Genomic DNA, 20,541 nt, shown 5'->3' on the forward strand with positions numbered 1-20,541 from the left:
GGCCGTTTTTTTAACTGTAACAATTCCATCTTACAATCGCGGCACAACCTCGCACGGGAGCTTCAGCATGACTGCAACCGTTTTCCGTCTGGCCGACTGGGATGACCTTCCCGCCCTCTGCCAACTGATCCAGCTCGCCTTCCGCCCCTTGGCTTCGCAACTGCCCAGCCGCCCCACCGCGCTGGATGAAACCGTAGCTAGCCTCACCGGCCACCTGGCCAGCGGCAGCCAGATTTTTCTGGCCGAGCGCGAAGGACAATTGCTGGCCTGCCTGCTGGTGCTGCCGCCCCAGAACGGCCTAGCTGAAGTCAAACGCGTCTGCGCCCACCCGGATTGGCAAGGCCATGGCCTGGGATCGGCCCTGCTTGAATATTCTGAAAAACAGCTGCGCAAGCAAGGCGTGGAAGAGCTGATCTTGTCCACCCGGCGGCAACTGCCCGGCAACCTGCGCTTCTATCAAAAACTGGGTTACCAGGAAATGGAACGCCAGCCTTATCCGGCAGGCATCGACGACGAGCGCGTCGTCATGCGCAAAAACCTGTTTTCCGCCGCCAGTCATTTGTAACGGAAAACAATTCCTTGCGAGAAACATCTGTAAGTTTGTTTCACATCAAGTCACGGGAAATCATTAAACCCTAATATAACCATGCTTCTTATGGCTTCTCCTTTGTTGTTTGCTTGCGCCCCGGTTCTGCCGGGGCACTTTTTTGTGCTGACTGTTTCGACGGAATGTTTATAGTGGGGATAAGCCACTGTTGGAGGAACGTTCCATGCGTCTGTCGCCGAGCGTCCTGCTTGCCCTATCCCTGATCGCCCTCCCCATGGCCGGCGCCAAAGCCGACCTCCCCCAGGCGGAAATCTACGCGCTGAGCGAAACCCTGCCGCCTCTCAGCTACGACGAGAATGGCATCCATAAAGGCTTTTCCAACGAGCTGCTGCAAATGATGCTGCACGAGAGCGGCTTGCACGCCGTCATTCAGCTCAAGCCATGGAGCCGCGCCTTGCGCGAGGCGCAGCAAGTGCCCAACACCATGCTGTATCTGACCGTGAGAACCCCGGAGCGGGAAGAGATGTTCAAATGGATAGGACCGGCCTTGCCGCTGCCCATCGAGCTGTTCCGGCTAGGCGGCGGCCACGCCCGCCCTTACACCTCTCTGGACGATGCCAAGAAGGCCGTCGTGGCCGTCGCCCGCGACACGCCCGGCCAGAAGATGCTGGAAAACCTGGGCTTTGTCGAAAACCGCAATATGATCCTGACCAATGACGAGGCCCAGTCGGCCAAGCTGTTGTACGCGCACCGGGTGCAATACACCGCCGGCGTGTCCTTGTTCCAGCGCTATGCGCTCAAACAGATGAAGATGGATCCGGAACTGCTGGATTCGGTGCAGGTGCTGGACGACAGCACGCAGTTTTATTTCGCCATGCAGAAGGACAGCAACCCGCAATACATCGCCCGGCTGCAAGCGGCGTTGGACAAGATCAAGCAGGATGGGCGCTATGCTTCGCTGATCAAACGCTATGCCCACCCCTGAGCGCTACAACACCAGCTTGCCGCCCACCAGCGCCAGCATCACGGCCAGCGCCGGGCGCAGCCAATGATCGGACAGCTTGCCGGTCAGCTTGCTGCCCAGCCAGATGCCCGGCAGCGAGCCGCTCAGCAGCTTGAGCAGCAACACCCAATCCAGATGCCCCATGCTGGCATGGCCCAGCCCCGCCACCAGGGTCAAGGGCACGGCATGGGCGATTTCGGTGCCCACCAGCCGCGAAGTCGGCAGAGCCGGATACAGCAGGAACAAGGCCAGGGTGCCCAAGGCGCCGGCGCCGATCGAACTCAGCGTCACCAGCACGCCCAGCGCCACGCCCACCAGCACGGTGGGCCAGACGCGCCCGCCTTCGCCCAGCTTGGCGACATGGCGCCCGCCTACTTTCATCAGCCAGGGTTTGAACAGGATGGCGGCGGCGGTCAGCATCAAGGCCAGCCCCAATACGAAGCGGAAAATGGAATCCATGATCTCGGCCGGCACATGCAGCCAGGACAACAAGCCCAGGGTCAGCAAGGCCGCCGGCACGCTGCCCAGCGACAGATGCAAGGTGATGCGCCAGTCGATATGCCTCTGCTTATGGTGCACCGCCACGCCGCCGGCCTTGGTCAAAGCCGCGTAAAGCAAATCGGTGCCCACCGCGGTAGCCGGCGAAATGCCGAACCACAGCAGAATGGGCGTCATCAAGGAGCCGCCGCCCACGCCGGTCAAGCCGACAATGAAGCCGACCGCCAGTCCCGCCGCCGTATATCCAAAATCCATAGCCATCCCCATCCTGACTGCAAGATGTACCCGATGCTACGCGCTTTGCTTATAACAACTAAGACCGTTTAGATACAACAATAGATAAAGAAAACATATAAGTCTCGGTTCGCAAGCTTCACCCAATCATCACGCCGCTGTAACAGGCAGCGCTTATGTTTCTGATGAGTATCGTTGGCATGGACACCACAGCCGGAGGCGCGCTCGCACGCTAATGCTTTACAAACTGTGAAAATAGAGTCAAGTTGACTAGGTCGGGGCAGTGCCTGCCCGCAGGCGAATGCGTCATCCGGTCAGGCCCCCTGAACAGCCCACGTTTCGAGATGAAAGGTGCAGGATGATATCTCGCATTCCCCTGAGCGTTCGCCGAAAACAAGCCCGTGACCAACATGAAAGCTTCCTCTATGCGGTGGCCAAGCCGCAACTGAGCGAAGACGAAAGATCGCGCCAACAGAAAGTGCGTCAGCGCGCCCACGACCGCGATGACGCCCGCTTCCTGGCCGATCGCTGCGACGACCTGTTTTGAATGCCGCGGGGGCGCCCCGCCCCCCCTGCCCCACCTTGCACACCCCCAAGGCGTCAGCCCCGTCTGTTTTTCTTTACACCCCCGCCTTGCACTGCAACATTCGCCACACCCCTTCAGCATCAAGGTTTTTCTTCCTCGCAAGCCTAGAGCCGAATACCTAAAAAAAAGTGCATTTTCCGCCACGGCGGGAATTATTTTGGGTAAACCATGCCCATAAAGATAATTTTTATACTTTTTTTATACTCCTCTCTCCGCTTTTATCAGGTTTTTGACGCCGCATTGCGTACCTTCCACAACGCACATTACGCATGGAGATTTTCACTATGGATCTTCTTTACATCGGTCTGATCGCGCTGTTCGGCGCAATGACCTGGCTGTTGATCGCAGCCTGCGACAAATTGGGAGGCAAGCAATGAGCGCTTGGTACCTGATCAGCGCCGCTTTGGCGCTGGGCCTGTTCGTTTATCTGATTTACGCATTGGTTAAGCCGGAGAATTTCTAATCATGACAACGCCCGCCATGCTCCAATTGGGGCTGTTCCTGGTCGTGCTGATCGCACTGGCCTGGCCTCTTGGCGCGTATATGACGCGCATCGTACAAGGGGAAAACGTAGGTCTGGTACGCTTGTTCGCGCCGCTGGAACGGGGCTTTTACCGTCTGGCCGGCATCAAGCAGGATGAGGAAATGGGCTGGCGCGGCTATACCGTCGCGCTGATCCTGTTCAACGTCCTGGGCGCGCTGGCCGTTTACGCGCTGCAACGTCTGCAAGGCTCGCTGCCGTTCAACCCGCAGGCGATGACAGCCGTCTCCCCCGACTCTTCTTTCAACACCGCCATTTCCTTCATCACCAACACCAACTGGCAAGGTTACGGCGGCGAAACCACGATGAGCTACCTGACCCAGATGCTGGGCCTGACGGTGCAGAACTTCGTGTCCGCCGCCACCGGCGCCGCGGTGGTGATCGCGCTGATCCGCGGCTTCGCCCGCCACAGCAGCGGCAAGATCGGCAACTTCTGGGTGGACGTGACTCGCGTCACCCTGTACGTGCTGCTGCCGCTGTCGCTGGTATTCGCGCTGGTATTCACCCAGCAAGGCGCCATCCAGAACCTGTCCGCCTACAAGGACGTGCACACGCTGGAAATGACCAAGTACCAGCAGCCCAAGGTGGACGCCAAGGGCAATCCGGTGACCGGCAAGGACGGCAAGCCGGTGATGGAAGACAAGACCACGCAAACGCAAACCCTGCCCATGGGTCCGGTGGCCTCGCAAGAAGCCATCAAGATGCTGGGCACCAACGGCGGCGGCTTCTTCAACGCCAACTCCGCCCATCCGTTTGAGAACCCGACCCCGCTGGTCAACTTCCTGCAAGACATCGCCATCTTCCTGATCCCGGCCGCGCTGTGCTTCCTGTTTGGCCGCATGGTGGGCGACCGCCGTCAAAGCTGGGCCATCATCGCCGCGATGACCGCGATCTTCGTAACCGCCGTGGTGGTGGAAACCAGCGCCGAGCAAGCCGGCGTGCCGCAATACAGCACGATGCACATCGACCAGAAGGCCAGCAGCCTGCAATCCGGCGGCAATATGGAAGGCAAGGAAGCCCGCTTCGGCATCATCGATACTTCGCTGTTCATCGCCGTGACCACCTCCGCCTCCTGCGGCGCCGTCAACGCGATGCACGACTCGCTGACCCCGGTTGGCGGCCTGGTGCCGATGTTCCTGATGCAGCTGGGCGAAGTGGTGTTCGGCGGCGTGGGCTCCGGTCTGTACGGCATGCTGATTTTCGCCATCCTGGCGGTGTTCATCGCCGGCCTGATGGTGGGCCGCACCCCGGAATACCTGGGCAAGAAGATCGAAACCTACGAGATGAAGATGACCGCGATCACCATTCTGGTGACCCCGACCCTGGTGCTGGCGCTGACCGCCATCGCCGTGAGCGTGGCCGCGGGCAAGGCCGGCATCGCCAACCCCGGCGCGCACGGCTTCAGCGAAATCCTGTACGCCTTCACCTCCGCCGCCAACAACAACGGCAGCGCGTTCGCCGGCCTGTCCGCGAACACCCCGTTCTACAACATCGCCACTGGCATCGCCATGTACTTCGGCCGCTTCTTCATGATTGTGCCCATCCTGGCCATCGCCGGTTCGCTGGCCGCCAAGAAACGCCTGGCCGTCACCAGCGGCACCCTGCCGACCCATGGCCCGCTGTTCGTGGTGTTGCTGATCGGCACCGTGCTGCTGGTCGGCGCCCTTAACTATGTTCCGGCTCTGGCACTGGGCCCGGTGGTCGAGCATCTGCAAATGCTCGCCGTCCACTAAGCCCGTCAGTCAAGGAAATGAAAATGAACGACAAGAATCATTTGAAATCCGTAGTGGCGCAACCCATCGCCACCGGCCATAAAAACGCGAGCACGTCGATGTTCGATCCGTCGCTGGTGAAACCCGCCATCGTCGACTCGTTCAAGAAACTGTCGCCGCGCACTCAATGGCGCAACCCGGTGATGTTCGTGGTGTACGTGGGCAGCATTCTGACCACCGCGCTGTGGATCCAGTCGCTGGGCGGCCATGGCGAAGCCTCTTCCGGCTTCATCCTGGGCGTGGCGCTGTGGCTGTGGTTCACCGTGCTGTTCGCCAACTTCGCCGAAGCGCTGGCCGAAGGCCGCAGCAAGGCCCAGGCAGCCAGCCTGCGCTCCGCCAAGAAGAACGTCGTGGCCAAGAAACTGGCCGGCGGCAATCACGGCGCGGCCAAGAGCATCGTCGACGGCACCAGCCTGCGCAAGGGCGACTTTGTGCTGGTGGAAGCCGGCGACGTGATCCCGGTCGACGGCGAAGTGGTGGAAGGCGTGGCCTCGGTCGACGAATCCGCCATCACCGGCGAATCCGCTCCGGTGATCCGCGAATCCGGCGGCGACTTCTCCTCGGTCACCGGCGGCACCCGCGTGCTGTCCGACTGGATCGTGGTCAAGATCACCGTCAATCCGGGCGAAACCTTCCTGGACCGCATGATCGCCATGGTGGAAGGCGCCAAGCGCCAGAAGACCCCGAACGAGATCGCGCTGACCATTCTGCTGGTGGCGCTGACCATCGTGTTCCTGATCGTGACCGTCACCCTGCTGCCGTTTTCCTTGTTCAGCGTGGACGCGGTCAAGGCCGGCACCCCGATCAGCATCACCACCCTGGTGGCCCTGCTGGTCTGCCTGATCCCGACCACCATCGGCGGCCTGCTGTCGGCCATCGGCGTGGCCGGCATGAGCCGCATGATGGGCGCCAATGTGATCGCCACCTCCGGCCGCGCGGTGGAAGCCGCCGGCGACGTGGACGTGCTGCTGCTGGACAAGACCGGCACCATCACCTTGGGCAACCGTCAGGCCTCCGCCTTCATCCCGGCGCCGGGCGTGTCGGAAAAAGACTTGGCCGACGCCGCTCAGCTGGCCTCCCTGGCCGACGAAACGCCGGAAGGCCGCTCCATCGTGGTGCTGGCCAAGCAGAAGTTCAATCTGCGCGAGCGCCAGCTGGCCAGCCATGAAGCCAGCTTCATCGCCTTCAGCGCGCAAACCCGCATGTCCGGCATCGATTACGACGGCCGCCAGATCCGCAAGGGCGCCATCGACGCGATCCGCCGCCACATCGCCGAGCAAGGCGGCCAGTTCCCGGACGCACTCTCCAAGAGCGCCGACGAAGTGGCCCGCCGCGGCTCCACGCCGCTGCTGGTGGCAGAAGGCAACCGCGCGCTGGGCGTGATCGAGCTGAAGGACATCGTCAAGGGCGGCATCAAGGAGCGTTTCGCCGAACTGCGCCAGATGGGCATCAAGACGGTGATGATCACCGGCGACAACCCGCTGACCGCGGCCGCCATCGCCGCCGAAGCCGGCGTGGACGACTTCCTGGCAGAAGCCACGCCGGAAGCCAAGCTCAAGCTGATCCGCAGCCATCAGGCGGAAGGCAAGCTGGTAGCGATGACCGGCGACGGCACCAACGACGCCCCTGCCCTGGCTCAAGCCGACGTAGCCGTTGCGATGAACACCGGCACCCAGGCGGCCAAGGAAGCCGGCAATATGGTGGACCTGGACTCGAACCCGACCAAGCTGATCGAGATCGTGGAAATCGGCAAGCAAATGCTGATGACCCGTGGTTCCTTGACCACCTTCTCCATCGCCAACGACGTGGCCAAGTACTTCGCCATCATTCCGGCGGCGTTCGCCAGCACCTACCCGCAGCTGAACGCGCTGAACGTGATGGGCCTGAACAGCCCGGCGTCGGCCATCATGTCGGCGGTGATCTTCAACGCCATCATCATCGTGTTCCTGATCCCGCTGGCGCTGAAGGGCGTGAAGTACCACGCCAAGAGCGCGGCCGAGCTGCTGCGCAGCAACCTGCTGGTCTACGGCCTGGGCGGCCTGCTGGTGCCCTTCGCCGGCATCAAGATCATCGACATGCTGCTCGGCGCGCTCGGTCTGGTGTAACAGGCAATCTTAGGTTCCCGGATCCGTCCGGGGCATGAACTCCCCGGCATGCCGGGAACCGGGCGCAAGCGGGCCCGCCGCGACGCAGCGACGCAGCGACGCGGCCCTCGCGCCAGAAGAATGGAAAGGATTATCGTGAAAGTCATTCGTCCTCTGCTGGTGATTTTTGGCGGCCTATCGCTGATCACCGGCCTGGCCTACCCCTTGGTCACCACCGGCATCGCGCAAGCGGTGTTTCCGGCCCAGGCCAACGGCAGCCTGATCGAAAAAGACGGCAAAGTGGTGGGTTCGCGCCTGATCGGCCAGAACTTCTCCGGCGACAAGTATTTCTGGGGCCGCCCGTCGGCTACCAGCCCGATGCCGTACAACGCCGGCAGCTCGTCCGGCTCCAACCTGGGCCCGACCAACAAGGCCCAGCTGGACGCGGTGAAGGGCAATGTGGACAACATCCGCAAAGCGCATCCGACCCAAACCGGCGCGGTGCCGGTGGATCTGGTGACCGCCTCCGCCAGCGGCCTGGACCCGGAAATTTCGGTCGCCTCCGCCTATTACCAGGTTGACCGCGTCGCCGCCGCGCGTAAACTGCCGGCAAGCGCGGTGCGCAAGCTGGTCGATGACCATATCATCGGCGAAACTTTAGGCCTGCTCGGCGAGCCGCGCATCAATGTGCTGGAACTGAATCTGGCGCTGGACGACATTTCCAAGAAAGCCTAAGCCCTCATGACCGATCTGCGCCCCGACCCGGATGCCCTGCTGGACGAGCTGAAACGAGAAGAGCTGGACGCTCAGCGCGGCCGGCTGAAAATCTTCTTCGGCGCCTGCGCCGGCGTAGGCAAGACCTACGCCATGCTGGCGGCGGCGAGGACCAAGCAGCAAGAAGGGATCGAGGTGCTGATCGGCGTGGTGGAAACCCACGGCCGCAAGGAAACCGCCGCGCAACTGGACGGGCTGGAGATCCTCCCGCCCAGCCAGATCGAGTACAAGGGCCGCTCGCTGTCGGAGTTCGACATCGACAAGGCCCTGGCGCTCAAACCCCAGTTGATCCTGATGGACGAGTTCGCCCATTCCAACGTGCCCGGCTCGCGCCACCCCAAGCGCTGGCAAGACGTGGAGGAGCTGCTCGCCGCCGGCATCGACGTCTACACCACTCTCAATGTGCAGCACCTTGAGAGCCTTAACGATGTTGTCGGCCAGATCACCGGCATCATCGTCAGGGAAACGCTGCCCGACCATGTGTTCGACATGGCCGACGAAGTCTCGCTGGTGGATTTGCCGCCGGACGAGCTGCTGTCCCGCCTCGCCGCCGGCAAGGTTTACCTGCCCCACCAGGCCGAGCGAGCGGTCAAGAACTTCTTCCGCAAGGGCAATCTGCTGGCCTTGCGCGAACTGGCGCTGCGGCGCACCGCCGACCGGGTGGACGCGCAGATGCGCGCCTACCGCGCCGACCAATCCATCACCCCGGTCTGGCATGCCCGCGAGCGGCTGCTGGTCTGCGTCGGGCCGGGACCGGGCACGGAAAAACTGATCCGCAGCACCAAGCGGCTGGCCGCCAACCTCGACGCCGACTGGATCGCCGTCTATGTGGAGACGCCGCATTTGCAGCGGCTGCCGGAAGAGCAGCGCGCCCGCATTCTCAAGGGCCTGAAGCTGGCGCAGGAGCTGGGCGCCGAAACCACAGTGCTGGGCGGCACCGAGCTGGCCACTACCCTGCTGGCCTATGCCCGCACCCGCAATGTCTCCAAGCTGGTGGTGGGCAAGTCCGCCCGCAGCGCGCTGGCGCGGCTGTGGCAGGGCTCGCTGGTCAACGAGTTGACCCGCCAATCCGGCGATGTGGACGTTTACGTCGTCGCCCATGATCTGGAGGAAGACAGCGACAAGCGCGGCAAACGCGTGCACAGCCTGCTGTTCAGCGACGACGACGACGGCAAAACCAACCGCGGCTATCTGGCCGCCGCCGCCATCTGCTTCGCCACCACCGCGCTGAACCATCAGCTGGTGCCCTACTTCGCGCTGTCCAACGTCATCATGGTGCACCTGTTGGCGGTGGTATTGATCGCCACCCGCTATGGCCGCGGCCCCGGCGTGCTGGCGTCCTTCCTATCCGTCGCGGCCTTCGATTTCTTTTTCGTGCCGCCGCAGCTGTCGTTCGCGGTATCGGACACTCAATACCTGCTCACCTTCATCGTGATGCTGGTGGTGGCCCTGGTGATCAGCCAGTTGACCGCGCGCTTCCGCTTCGAGGCCACCATCGCCACCTATCGAGAACGGCGCACCCGCGCGCTGTACGATCTGGGCCGCGAACTGGCCAGCGCGCTGACCGCCTCGCAAATCATCGAAACCGCCGTCGGCCGGCTGGAGCCGCTGTTCCGCGCCAAGGTGATGCTGTTCATTCCCAATAGCGAAGACCAATTGCGCGCGGCGACCGACTACGGCAGCGCCGCCGACACCGGCGTGGCGCAATGGGTGTTCGACAATCTGCAGCCGGCCGGCCTCGGCACCAACACCCTGCCCTCCAACGCCGCCTTGTATGTGCCGCTGCGCGCGCCTATGCGCACCCGCGGCGTCATCGCCCTGCTGCCGGAGGAAACCATCCACGCCTTCCTGCCGGAACAGCAACGCATGCTGGAAACCTGCGCCGCGCAAATCGCGCTGGCGCTGGAGCGGGTGCATTATGTGGAAGTGGCGCAGGACGCCATCGTGGCGATGGAGTCGGAGCGGCTGCGCAACAGCGTGCTGTCGGTGGTGTCGCATGATCTGCGCACGCCGCTGACCACCATGCTGGGCTTGGCCAATATGTTGAACTCGCCCAATCTGCCGCCGGAGCAGCAGGCCGACATCTCGCTGTCCATCCAGGACGAGGCGATGCGGATGAACAAGCTGGTGACCAATCTCTTGGACATGGCCAAGCTGCAATCCGGCATCAAGCTGAACAAGGAATGGCAGTTGCTGGACGAGGTGGTGGGCAGCGCGGTGCGCGCCTGCGAGCGCAGCCTGCGCCATCATCATCTGGAGCTGAAGCTGCGCCACGATCTGCCGATGCTGGAATACGACGCGGTGCTGATCGAGCGCGTGCTGGTCAACCTGCTGGAAAACGCCGGCAAATACACGCCCGCGGGCTCGCATATCGAACTATCGGCGCAGCACCACGGCGGCAAGGTCACGGTCAGCGTCAGCGACGACGGCCCCGGCCTGCCCGCCAATATGGAGCAAAAGGCCTTCGACAAATTCTCGCGCGGCACGCCCGAATCCACCACGCCCGGCGTCGGGCTGGGGCTGGCGATCTGCCGCGCCATCATAGAAAACCACGGCGGCAGCATAGAAGCCAGCAATATCAAGCCTCACGGCGCCCGCTTCACCTTCACCCTGCCCGCCGGCACGCCCCCGGCCTTGCCGCCGGAGGACGAGTAAAACCAGAAAAGCGAAAACACCATGAGCGACGCACCTATCTGCCTAGTCATCATCGAAGATGAAAAACCGATCCGGCGCTTTCTGTCCTCGGCGCTGGAAGAAGAAAACATGACCGTCTACGAGGCGGAAACCGGCCGCCAGGGCCAAATCGAAGTGGCGACCCGCAAGCCGGACATGGTCATCCTGGACCTGGGCCTGCCGGACATGAACGGCATAGACGTGATCAAGGGCCTGCGCGAATGGACCGACATCCCCATCCTGGTGCTGTCAGCCCGCACCCAGGAAACGGAAAAAGTGGCGGCGCTGGACGCCGGCGCCGACGACTACCTGACCAAGCCCTTCGGCGTGGCCGAATGCCTGGCGCGCATCCGCGTGTTGCTGCGCCGCCGCATCCAGGGCAGCGCCGCGCCGCAACAGAATTTCCAGTTCGGCGACATCAAGATCGACTTGGTCAACCGCCTGGTGCACAAGGGCGAAGCGCCGGTGCATCTGACGCCCATCGAATACCGGCTGCTGTCCACGCTGATCCGCAACGCCGGCAAGGTGATCACCCACCGCGAGCTGCTGCTCGCCGTCTGGGGCCCCTCCTTCTCCGAACACAACCAGTATCTGCGCGTCTATATGGGCCACCTGCGCCAGAAGCTGGAAGACAACCCGGCCATGCCGCGCCATATCGTCACCGAAACCGGCGTCGGCTACCGCCTGGTGGAAAACGCGCCCAACGCGGCCGTCTGAATCCGCCGCGGCGGGCTTGACAGGCCACTGCCAGCGGCATAATCTAGTGCTCATGCGCCGATTTGACACAGCTTGCGGGCGCGATACAAATGCCAGCTAAAGCGTATACGGACTGACCCGCTTGCGCTTAAATGGCCAGCGGGTTTTTTCATGGCTGGCCGGCATCGCTCTCCCGCAAGCCGCGACAAATTGGCTCGCTCCATCCGGAGCAGGCGCCGAGTTAATGACAACTTGCAGGGCGCCCAACAAATGCTGCTAAAGCGTCGCCGGCGTATCTGGGTCCGGCGCGCAAAACGCGACCGAACTGGGAGAGCCAACATGTACGACTGCCTGCAAGACAGCTATACCGATTTCTCTTTTGCGATTTTTGATGCCGTGGGAAGACCTCGCCCCCTCTGTGGCAGCCTGAGCGCCACAACACTGCCGTCCGGCGATGCCGCCGCCCTGGATGACCTCGCCGATTTCGCCCTGGCCCAGGGCTATGTGATCGACCGTGGCGCCGAACAACTCACCGTCAGCGACATCAGCCTGATCGACGCGCTGGCCATCAACAGCCGCTTCGGCGACTCGCTGATCATCAGCTGCGACTTAAGACGCGATCCGCCCGTTCGTTTCTGAAGGGTCTTCGCGCAGACAGTATGCGGTCATCGCGGCTATAATCGCATTTTTACGCCCCAAATCCGCAGGACCGCATGCTGTTCGAACTCAATCGCGCGTCGCGCGCCGAAATAGTGCGCGAAGCGCGCCAGATCGCCCACCTGGCCCTGCCGATGATGGTGGCGCAAATCGCCCAGGTGGCCACCGGCTTCGTCGACACCGTGATGGCCGGCCGCGTCGGCACCGACGACCTGGCCGCCGTTTCGCTGGGCGCCAGCGTATTCATCACCGTTTACGTGACGCTGATGGGCGTGGTCGCCGCGCTCAATCCCATTCTTTCGCACCATCTGGGCGCCGGCGACAAGCGCGGCTTCAGCCGCGATGCCGGCCAGGGCCTGTGGTTCGGCCTGCTTCTGGGCACGCTGGGCGGCGCGCTGATGCTGGCGCTGGAACCGGCGCTGCGCCACTGGCTGCACATGCCGCCGCAGGTGGTGGACAAGGTGATGCTGTTCATCACCGGCGCCGCCATCGGCATGCCGGCGGCAATGGCCCACCGCGCCTTGCACGCCTACGCCTCTAGCCTGGGCCATCCCAAGGCCATCATGGTGGTGAGCCTGATCGCGCTGGGACTGAACATTCCGCTCAACTACATCCTGATCCACGGCCTGTACGGTTTCCCGAAGATGGGCGGCGCCGGCTGCGGCTGGGCCACCGGCTTCGCCTTCTGCTTCAATTGCCTGGCCTTGCTGGCCTATGTGAGCTGGCATAAGAAATTCGCCGACAGCCGCATCCTCGCCGGCCTGACCCGGCCCGACTGGCGGCGCTTCGCCGCCTTCATGAAGCTGGGCCTGCCCATAGGCTTGTCCTTCTTCGTCGAAGTCAGCCTGTTTTCCTTCATCGCGCTGCTCATCGCCGAACTCGGCACCGTCGTCGTCGCCACCCACCAGTCGGTGCTGAACTTCTCCAGCCTGATCTACATGCTGCCGCAGAGCGTGGCCACCGCGCTGTCGGTGCGCGTCGGCCACCATGCCGGCGCGGGCGATTACAAAGCCGCGTGCTTCATTTCCGGCGTCGGCATGATGATGGGGCTGTGCATGGCCGGCGCGGCGATGATCCTGGTGCTGCTGCTGCGCGAACCCATCATGTGGATGTACAGCACCGACCCGCGCGTGATCGCCATGGGCACCACGCTGCTGCTGTTCGCCGCCGTCTACCAGTTGACCGATGCCGCGCAAACCATCGCCTCCGGCGCGCTGCGCGGCTATAAGCTGACCACCATTCCAATGCTGATCCACATCACCTCGTTCTGGGTGGTAGGCTTGGGCCTGGGCATCCTGCTGGGCCTGACCGACTGTATCGTGCCGCGGATGGGGATTTACGGCTTCTGGACCGCGCTGGTGATCAGCCTCACCGTGGCCGGCCTGTTGCTGACTTTTTATCTGGCTCGCGCCAGCCGCCGCCGCTTGCGCCGCGACCAAGGAATTCTGCTATGAGTTTGACGTTTGCCGCAGATCAGGACCTGCGCCCCTACAATACTTTTGGCCTGTCCGCGCGCGCCGCGCATTTCTGCCGCCTGGAAGACCTGTCCGACCTGCCCGCCCTGCTCGCCCACCCGCTCTACCGACAAGGGCCGGTGCTGTGGCTGGGCGGCGGCAGCAATCTGCTGCTGACCCGCGACTACCCCGGCCTGGTGATTCTGGTCAGCCTCGAGGGCATCCGGCTGCTGAGCGAGGCTGGCGGCGACGTCATCGTCGAAGCCGCCGCCGGCGAAAACTGGCATGGCTTCGTCCAATACGCGCTGAGCCAAGGCTGGTGCGGCCTGGAAAACCTCAGCCTGATTCCCGGCACCGTCGGCGCGAGCCCGGTGCAGAACATCGGTGCTTACGGCGTAGAGGTGAAGGACAGGCTGCATGAAGTGGTCTGCGCCGATCTGTCCGCCGGCGGCGCCCAGACCATTCTGTCCAATGCCGACTGTCGCTTCGGCTACCGCGACAGCGTGTTCAAACATGAAGCCGCGGGCAAGCTGCTGGTGACGGCGGTGCGCTTCCGCCTCTCGCGCCAGGCGCAGTTGCGCACCGGCTACGGCGACATCGCCCGCCAGCTGGAAACCATGGGCGTGGCCGAGCCGACGCCGCTGGATATCGCCCAGGCCGTGATCGCCATCCGTCAAAGCAAGCTGCCGGACCCGGCGGTATTGGGCAACGCCGGCAGTTTCTTCAAGAACCCGGTGATTTCCGCCGATCAAGCCGCGGCGCTGCTGGCGCGACACCCCGCGCTGCCGCACTATCCGGCCGCGGACGGCCAGGTCAAACTGGCGGCGGGCTGGCTGATCGATCAATGCGGGCTGAAGGGCTACCGCGACGGCGATGCCGGCGTGCACGACAAGCAGGCCTTGGTGCTGGTGAACCATGGCCAGGCCAGCGGCGAACAACTGCACGCGCTATCGCGCAAGGTCAGGGAAACCGTGGCCGCGCGCTTCGGCGTGGAGCTGGAGCCGGAACCGCTGATTCTGTAAGCCGTCTTATCGTCATCGACGCAATCGCATTCGGGAGAAAACATGAGCAGCAAACCAGCAGCATTGGTATTCGATTTGGGCGGCGTGCTGGCGGACTGGAACGGCATCGATCCGCTGATCCGGCTGTCAGGCGGCAAACTGGATCGCGAAGCGGCCAGGGAGTTCTGGATTCATAGCCCCTGGGTCGCCCGCCTGGACCAAGGCGAATGCGAGCCGCTGGCATTCGCCGCGGCGATGAGCGACGCGCTGCAATTGGACATTCCGGCCGAAGCCATGCGCGATCAACTGGAAAACTGGCTGGCCGGCGCCTATCCAGGCGCGCCCGAGCTGCTGGCGGCGCTGAAAGGCCGCTTCCGCCTAGCCGCGCTAAGCAACAACAACGCGCTGCACTGGGGCAAGATCGAGCGCGAGTTCGACTTGCTGCAGCGTTTCGACGCGCTGTTCGCCTCACACCTGCTGCGCTTGCGCAAACCGGACGCGGCCATCTACCGCCACGTTGAACAGGCGCTGAATCTGCCAGGCAATCAAATCGCCTTTTTCGACGACAACATCGAATGCGTGGACGCCGCCCGGGAACGGGGCTGGCAAGCCTTCCACACCATAGGCTTCGAGCAGCTGCAAGCCACGCTGCGCCGGCAAGGCTGGCTGTGATCAGCCAAGGCGGGGACAAGTCCCCGCCTCAGCCTAGCACCCCGCCGGCCCGCAAGAACAGGTAGAGCACCGACAGCAGGCCGATCAACCAGGCCAAAGAACGCAGCGAGGCTTGGTCGGCCACATAAAGCAGGCCATGGATAATGCGCGCCGCCACGAATACGGCGGCGACCGCATTCATTTCGGCGACAGGCACCTTCATCAACCAAGCCACCGTCACGCCGGCAAGGTAAGTAGGCAAGGCTTCCCAGGCATTCTGCTGCGCCCATCCGGCGCGCTGGCGGAAACCTGTCGCGCCGGCAGCCGTCTCCCGCGGCTTGCGATTATCGTAAGGCGCGCCCGCCTTGGCCACGCCCGCCCAGACCAGCGGCAATAACGCCGCCAGCAATACGCTCCACATCACAAAAGGCATTGCCGCTCCTCCCTGATCGAAAACAAGCTCAACGACCGCTGTCCGGCTTATCTCCCAGATAACTGGCATCGTCGAAGGTGGCCACCCATTGCGGCCGGTAAACCGTCAGCACCGCCAATAGCAGGCCGGTCAGAAACGCTTCCGACCATGACAGCAAGAAATAATAGGGCACCGCCTGCTCCAACAGCGCATCCCATTCATAATCCCCGGCCGCGCCCAGCGCCAGCATGCCGCAAACCGCCGCGGCGAACAGACTGGCCCCGCCGGCGAGGAAGCCGTTGACGAAGATATAGATGAAGAAATGCCTGGGCAGATAGCGCTGAGCCAAGCGCAGCGCCACGCTGGCCACGCAGACGGCAGGCAGGGCGCTCAACAGCCAGTTGACGCCCAAAGACAGCCATTGAGCATGCCCGCCCAGCGCCAGCGCGATTTGCACCAGCGCCAATGCCGGCAGGGCCAGCCAGGGCCCCATCATCAAGACGAACAAAGCGCCGCCCAATAGATGAAACGACAGGCCGGGCTGCAAGCCCGCCCGCAGCAGCCATAGCGCCAGATCCAGCACGCAAGCGCCCATCCAGGCATTCAGCGCCGAGACGGACTGCTCGCGCCATTTCACCTTGCACAAACAGAAAAGCAGGCACGCCGCGGCGCAGGCATTGGCCAGCCACAGCAGCCAAGCTGGAAACTGCGAAACCGACAGATCCATGATGACATAGCAATTTCAAGGGATGAGCCCGAAGAATATCAGAGCGGCGGCGATTCTTCTCTGCCCAAACGCATCCGGGGGGCGCGTTTTTTTTGCCCTGCCGTTACAATATGGTTTTGGATGGAGACACTCATGCCCCGCTTGCCCGCTTTTCACCTGATCGCTCAGCAAGTCAGCCAGGCGCTGGCCGAAGACATCGGCGCCTGCGATTGGACCGCCCGCCTGATCGCGGAGGACAAACTCGGCTCCGCCCGCGTCATCGCGCGCGAAGAAGCGGTCATCTGCGGCCAGGCCTGGTTTGAGGAAAGCTTCCGCCAGGTGGACGCGCGCTGCCAGGTGGAATGGCAGGTCAAGGAAGGCGAGCGCGTCGCCGCCGGACAAGAGCTGTGCCGCATCCACGGCCCGGCCCGCGCGCTGCTGACGGCCGAACGCACCGGCCTCAACTTCCTGCAGCTGCTGTCCGCCGTAGCCAGCGAAACCCGCCGCTATGTCGACGCCGCCGCCGGCCATCGCGCCCGCATCCTCGATACGCGCAAGACGCTTCCCGGCCTCAGGCTGGCGCAGAAATACGCCGTCACCGTCGGCGGCGGCGACAATCAGCGCGTCGGCCTTTACGACGGCATCCTGATCAAGGAAAACCATATCATGGCCGCCGGCGGCGTGGCCCAGGCGATGCGGCAGGCGCTGCAAGACCTGCCGCACGGCGTGACCTTGCAAATCGAAGTCGAAACGCTGGCTCAGCTGGAAGAAGCGCTGCGCAGCGGCGCCAAGCTGGTGCTGCTGGATAATATGTCGACGGAGCAGATGCGCGCCGCCGTGGAGCTGACCGCCGGCCGCGCCGAACTGGAAGCCTCCGGCGGCATCGACATGGATACCGTTCGCGCCATCGCCGCCACCGGAGTGGACCGCATCTCGGTGGGCAAACTGACCAAGGACATCCGCGCCGTCGACTTGTCGATGCGCTTTGCCTGGTAGGCGGCTACGCAGCCTCGAACTTAGGTGTCATACTGAGTGCATCCACCACCACGCCACAGGCCTTCCCCATCCGATATGGAGATGACGCACAAACGATCCGCCGCGCGTTCCGCCCGCCATGCCAAATGGGGAGCAGGCCTGTTCCTGCTGGTCACGCTGGGACTGGTGGCGCTGGACCTGGTCATCAGCTACCGGCAGGTCGAGAATGAAGCCGGACATCAGGCCAGCGGCCTAAGCCAATTGCTGGCCGAGCGCCTCAGCTCCGGCATCCACGAAGCCGGGCTGATCCTGCAGGGCAGCAACCAGATTCCCGAAGTGCAGAAGCTGTTGCGCAATGGCAATCTCAACGCCGACCTGCAACAAAACCTGGGACAGAAGCTGGCAAAGCAGCTGCAGCTGGCGCCGTATCTGAGCCAGATCGAGATCGTGGATACCGCCTGCCAGACCGTATTCAGCAGCAACCGCGCCAATCCGCTGCATGCCCATCACAACGAATTCTGTCGCTGGCTGCATCGCATGGACGAGCAGGACAGCAATTACACCGCGGTCATGCATAGCCCCGCCGAAGGCGGCATCGTGCTGGCCAACAAACTGCATGACGAGCAGGGCAATCTGATCGGCATGTCCACCGGCCTGATCAACCATGACTTCTTTCAGGACGAAGTCAGCCGTCTGACGGTAGGCGAACACGGCGAAATTCTGGTGCTGGACCAGCGCCAATTGATTGTGGCGCGCTGGCCCAAGATCAGCAGCAGCAACCAACTGGATCCACAGAGCTATCGCCCTCTGCAACCCCATATCGTGGACAATCACGACGCCAACCAAATGCTGTTCAGCGCGCCGTCCAGTTTTGACGGCTCGATGCGGCTGTACAGCATACGCCGCACCGGCAACTATCCTTTCGAGGTCGCGGTGGGCATTTCCCGGCAGGACTTCACCCGCTACGTGCGCGACAAAGCCTGGCTGGCCATTCCGGGCTGGCTGTTCGTCGCCGCCCTCACCCTGCTGGCCCTGCGCAAGCACCTCTCGAATCTGCGCCAGCATCAGCAGCTGCTGCGCGGCAACGAGCGCATCCGCGAAAGCGAGGAGCAGGCCCGCGGCATTCTGGATATCGCGCCGCTGGCGCTGCTGCTGGTCAACCCGCGCACCCGCCGCATCCGCCACGCCAACGCGCCGGCGCGGGAACTGCTCAGGCTGCCGCCGCGCGACAGCCAGGAAAACGCCAGCCAGGAGTTGAATCTGCCCTTGAAACTGCAGCCGGTGGAGCAATGGCTGCAGGAAAACAAAGAAGTGATGCAGCAGGAAGTCGAGCTGACGCTGGAGGATCAAAGCAAGCTGTGGGCCATCGCCTCGCTGCATTCGCTGCAGGGCGGGGCATCGCCCTCCGCCTTGATCGCGCTGTATGACATTTCAGGACGCAAACAGCTGGAGCAGCAGTTGCATGAAAGCAATCTGCAATTGGCCGAAATGGCGGTCACCGACCCCCTGACCCGGCTATACAACCGCCGCCACGCCGATATGGTGCTGCGCGACGAGATCAACCGCTGCGAACGCTACGGCCAGACCATGTCCATCGCGGTGTTCGATATCGACTACTTCAAGAAATTCAACGACCAGCACGGCCACCAGGCCGGCGACGACGTGCTGGTGGCGGTAGCCAACGCCTTGCGCGACAGCACCCGCACCACCGACATCAACGCCCGGGTCGGCGGCGAGGAGTTCCTGGTGATCTTCCCCTACACCCGCCTGCGCGACGCCAACAAGGTGATGCAGCGGATGCAGATGGCCTTGAGCCACACCACCTTCCCCTTCGTCGAACAGCACATCACTTTCAGCGCCGGCCTGACCGACTGGCGCCCCGGCGACACGCCGGCGCAGATGATCGCCCGCGCCGACAAGCTGCTGTATCAAGCCAAGCTGGCGGGGCGCAACATCATTCTTTGCGATCAGGACAATCCCTGATCTCCAGCCAAGGCATCAGCCAGCATCCACAACATCGCCGCGGTGGCGCCCCAAATGGTGTGCCGCCCCCACGGCAGGGACAGGTAGCGGCCGGCCACGCCGTCGCGGACGTAGTCGTGCCCCTGGTAAACCGATTTGTCGAGCAGCAGGGACAGCGGCGCCTCGAAGATCTCCGCCACCTCATCCTCCGCCGGCGCCAGCGCTAGCGGCGGCGTCAGCAGCCCCACCACAGGGGTCACCACGTAACCGGTCAAAATCGCGTATTCGGGCAGATGGCCCAGTACGCGCACACAGGACGCATCCAGGCCGATCTCCTCGCGCGTCTCGCGCAAGGCGGTATCGACCGGCGAGGCATCGCCCGCCTCCACCTTGCCGCCGGGAAAGCTCACCTGGCCGGGATGGCTGGACAAATGCTCGGTGCGGCGCGTGAACAGCACCGTCGGCCCGTCTTCATGCCAAACCAGCGGCATCAACACCGCGGCGCGGCGCAAATCGGCCGTCACCGGCCGCGCAGGCAAATCCGCCACCTTGCCGGTAAAGTCATAGCTGCGCAGCCGCCTGGCGATCCGCTCGGCGGCCTCGTTCGTCTCCGTCCACCTCATATCGTTATCCTTGATGCTGTCCGCTCCGGCCTATCTTGGGCAAGGTCATCTCATTGCGATGTGCCAGCAAACGCAGAGCCAGCCCGAGCCAGAACAGCAATTGCAGCGACCACAGCCCCACCCACTCCAGGCTGTCGCACAGCCACAGGCCGGCCGCGACCAGGATCGCCACCGTGCCATAAAAGTCCCGATGCAGAATATAAGGCAACTCATTGACCATCATATCCCGCACCACGCCGCCGCCTACCGCGGTGATGAAACCCAGCGACACCACGCCGAAAACGTTCAGATCGAACACCAGTCCGACTTGCGCGCCGGCCAGGCTGAACGCCACCAAGCCCAGCGAATCCGCCAGCACGAACAAGCGCTCCAATGTCCGGCTCTTGCGCTTGTGCAGCCCCAGCGCCCAGGCCGCCAGCAGCGTCGCCGCGATGATGAGCAAGTTCGCGTAGCTGTGGAACACCAGCGGCACCCGCCCCACCAAGACATCGCGGATGATGCCGCCGCCTATCGCCGTCACCAGCGCCACGATGCAAATGCCCAGCAAGTCGAGATGCTTGCGGATGCCGACCAGATAGCCGGAAATGGCGAAGGCGGCGGTGCCGATCGCGGAAAACCATTCCATCTGGAAAAAACGGGCGGACAGGTCCATGCCTCAATGTACCAAAAAAAATGCCAGACCGGCATGGTCT

The 20,541-nt window shown here is 63.2% G+C and carries 20 protein-coding genes; 15 read left to right on the plus strand and 5 right to left on the minus strand.

Annotated elements, in window-relative coordinates; genetic code table 11:
- Window positions 1-67 precede the first annotated feature (67 nt).
- The gene (locus NKT35_RS23715; RefSeq protein WP_254297723.1) at window positions 68-565 is read left to right on the plus strand and encodes a GNAT family N-acetyltransferase; all 498 of its coding nucleotides are present in this window, start codon (window positions 68-70) and stop codon (window positions 563-565) included.
- 205 nt (window positions 566-770) lie between these two features.
- A complete protein-coding gene (locus tag NKT35_RS23720; protein WP_254297724.1) occupies window positions 771-1,532 on the plus strand; it encodes a substrate-binding periplasmic protein in 762 nt (253 codons plus the stop codon).
- A gap of 3 nt (window positions 1,533-1,535) precedes the next feature.
- Here the strand turns inward: NKT35_RS23720 and NKT35_RS23725 are convergent, their stop codons facing one another.
- On the minus strand, window positions 1,536-2,303 hold the full coding sequence (locus NKT35_RS23725) for a sulfite exporter TauE/SafE family protein (RefSeq protein WP_254297725.1): 768 nt from the start codon (window positions 2,301-2,303) through the stop codon (window positions 1,536-1,538).
- Between the two features lie 337 nt (window positions 2,304-2,640).
- On the opposite strand from NKT35_RS23725, the gene NKT35_RS23730 reads away from it, so the two are divergent.
- The 11 genes from NKT35_RS23730 to NKT35_RS23780 all read left to right on the plus strand — a co-directional run bounded on the left by NKT35_RS23730 (window position 2,641) and on the right by NKT35_RS23780 (window position 15,192).
- The gene (locus NKT35_RS23730) at window positions 2,641-2,829 is read left to right on the plus strand and encodes a hypothetical protein (RefSeq protein ID WP_254297726.1); all 189 of its coding nucleotides are present in this window, start codon (window positions 2,641-2,643) and stop codon (window positions 2,827-2,829) included.
- A gap of 412 nt (window positions 2,830-3,241) precedes the next feature.
- Complete coding sequence (gene kdpF, locus NKT35_RS23735) at window positions 3,242-3,331, plus strand: K(+)-transporting ATPase subunit F (protein ID WP_254297727.1); 90 nt, start codon at window positions 3,242-3,244, stop codon at window positions 3,329-3,331.
- Window positions 3,332-3,333: 2 nt separating this feature from the next.
- On the plus strand, window positions 3,334-5,142 hold the full coding sequence (gene kdpA, locus NKT35_RS23740; protein WP_254297728.1) for a potassium-transporting ATPase subunit KdpA: 1,809 nt from the start codon (window positions 3,334-3,336) through the stop codon (window positions 5,140-5,142).
- A 23-nt stretch (window positions 5,143-5,165) separates the two neighbouring features.
- On the plus strand, window positions 5,166-7,286 hold the full coding sequence (gene kdpB / locus NKT35_RS23745; RefSeq protein ID WP_305883450.1) for a potassium-transporting ATPase subunit KdpB: 2,121 nt from the start codon (window positions 5,166-5,168) through the stop codon (window positions 7,284-7,286).
- Window positions 7,287-7,421: 135 nt separating this feature from the next.
- Entirely contained in the window at window positions 7,422-8,000 is a 579-nt protein-coding gene (kdpC, locus tag NKT35_RS23750; RefSeq protein WP_305883451.1) for a potassium-transporting ATPase subunit KdpC, read from the plus strand.
- Window positions 8,001-8,006: 6 nt separating this feature from the next.
- The gene (locus tag NKT35_RS23755; RefSeq protein WP_254297730.1) at window positions 8,007-10,694 is read left to right on the plus strand and encodes a DUF4118 domain-containing protein; all 2,688 of its coding nucleotides are present in this window, start codon (window positions 8,007-8,009) and stop codon (window positions 10,692-10,694) included.
- Between the two features lie 21 nt (window positions 10,695-10,715).
- Entirely contained in the window at window positions 10,716-11,429 is a 714-nt protein-coding gene (gene kdpE, locus NKT35_RS23760; RefSeq protein WP_254297731.1) for a two-component system response regulator KdpE, read from the plus strand.
- A gap of 318 nt (window positions 11,430-11,747) precedes the next feature.
- On the plus strand, window positions 11,748-12,047 hold the full coding sequence (locus NKT35_RS23765; protein ID WP_254297732.1) for a hypothetical protein: 300 nt from the start codon (window positions 11,748-11,750) through the stop codon (window positions 12,045-12,047).
- Between the two features lie 74 nt (window positions 12,048-12,121).
- The gene (locus tag NKT35_RS23770) at window positions 12,122-13,519 is read left to right on the plus strand and encodes an MATE family efflux transporter (protein WP_254297733.1); all 1,398 of its coding nucleotides are present in this window, start codon (window positions 12,122-12,124) and stop codon (window positions 13,517-13,519) included.
- The gene (murB, locus tag NKT35_RS23775; RefSeq protein WP_254297734.1) at window positions 13,516-14,541 is read left to right on the plus strand and encodes a UDP-N-acetylmuramate dehydrogenase; all 1,026 of its coding nucleotides are present in this window, start codon (window positions 13,516-13,518) and stop codon (window positions 14,539-14,541) included. The genes NKT35_RS23770 and murB overlap by 4 nt, the downstream gene beginning before the upstream one ends.
- Before the next feature lie 42 nt (window positions 14,542-14,583).
- Window positions 14,584-15,192 (plus strand): HAD family hydrolase, encoded by a 609-nt coding sequence (locus tag NKT35_RS23780; RefSeq protein ID WP_254297735.1) that lies wholly within the window; start codon window positions 14,584-14,586, stop codon window positions 15,190-15,192.
- Between the two features lie 28 nt (window positions 15,193-15,220).
- Here NKT35_RS23780 and NKT35_RS23785 read toward each other — a convergent pair whose 3' ends face one another.
- The gene (locus NKT35_RS23785; RefSeq protein WP_254297736.1) at window positions 15,221-15,604 is read right to left on the minus strand and encodes an MAPEG family protein; all 384 of its coding nucleotides are present in this window, start codon (window positions 15,602-15,604) and stop codon (window positions 15,221-15,223) included.
- A gap of 28 nt (window positions 15,605-15,632) precedes the next feature.
- A complete protein-coding gene (locus NKT35_RS23790; RefSeq protein ID WP_254297737.1) occupies window positions 15,633-16,310 on the minus strand; it encodes an energy-coupling factor ABC transporter permease in 678 nt (225 codons plus the stop codon).
- Window positions 16,311-16,442: 132 nt separating this feature from the next.
- Between NKT35_RS23790 and nadC the strand changes: the two genes are divergently transcribed.
- Both nadC and NKT35_RS23800 read left to right on the plus strand, forming a co-directional pair.
- The gene (nadC, locus tag NKT35_RS23795) at window positions 16,443-17,285 is read left to right on the plus strand and encodes a carboxylating nicotinate-nucleotide diphosphorylase (RefSeq protein WP_254297738.1); all 843 of its coding nucleotides are present in this window, start codon (window positions 16,443-16,445) and stop codon (window positions 17,283-17,285) included.
- Window positions 17,286-17,366: 81 nt separating this feature from the next.
- Window positions 17,367-19,247: a sensor domain-containing diguanylate cyclase gene (locus tag NKT35_RS23800; protein WP_254297739.1), complete on the plus strand. Its 1,881-nt coding sequence runs from the start codon at window positions 17,367-17,369 to the stop codon at window positions 19,245-19,247.
- On the opposite strand, the gene NKT35_RS23805 is transcribed toward NKT35_RS23800, so the two are convergent.
- Window positions 19,232-19,849 (minus strand): CoA pyrophosphatase, encoded by a 618-nt coding sequence (locus NKT35_RS23805; protein WP_254297740.1) that lies wholly within the window; start codon window positions 19,847-19,849, stop codon window positions 19,232-19,234. The genes NKT35_RS23800 and NKT35_RS23805 overlap by 16 nt on opposite strands.
- Before the next feature lie 4 nt (window positions 19,850-19,853).
- Window positions 19,854-20,501: a trimeric intracellular cation channel family protein gene (locus tag NKT35_RS23810; protein WP_254297741.1), complete on the minus strand. Its 648-nt coding sequence runs from the start codon at window positions 20,499-20,501 to the stop codon at window positions 19,854-19,856.
- Window positions 20,502-20,541 lie beyond the last annotated feature (40 nt).

Origin of the sequence: Chromobacterium sp. IIBBL 290-4, from assembly GCF_024207115.1 — a bacterium.
Classification (GTDB): domain Bacteria; phylum Pseudomonadota; class Gammaproteobacteria; order Burkholderiales; family Chromobacteriaceae; genus Chromobacterium.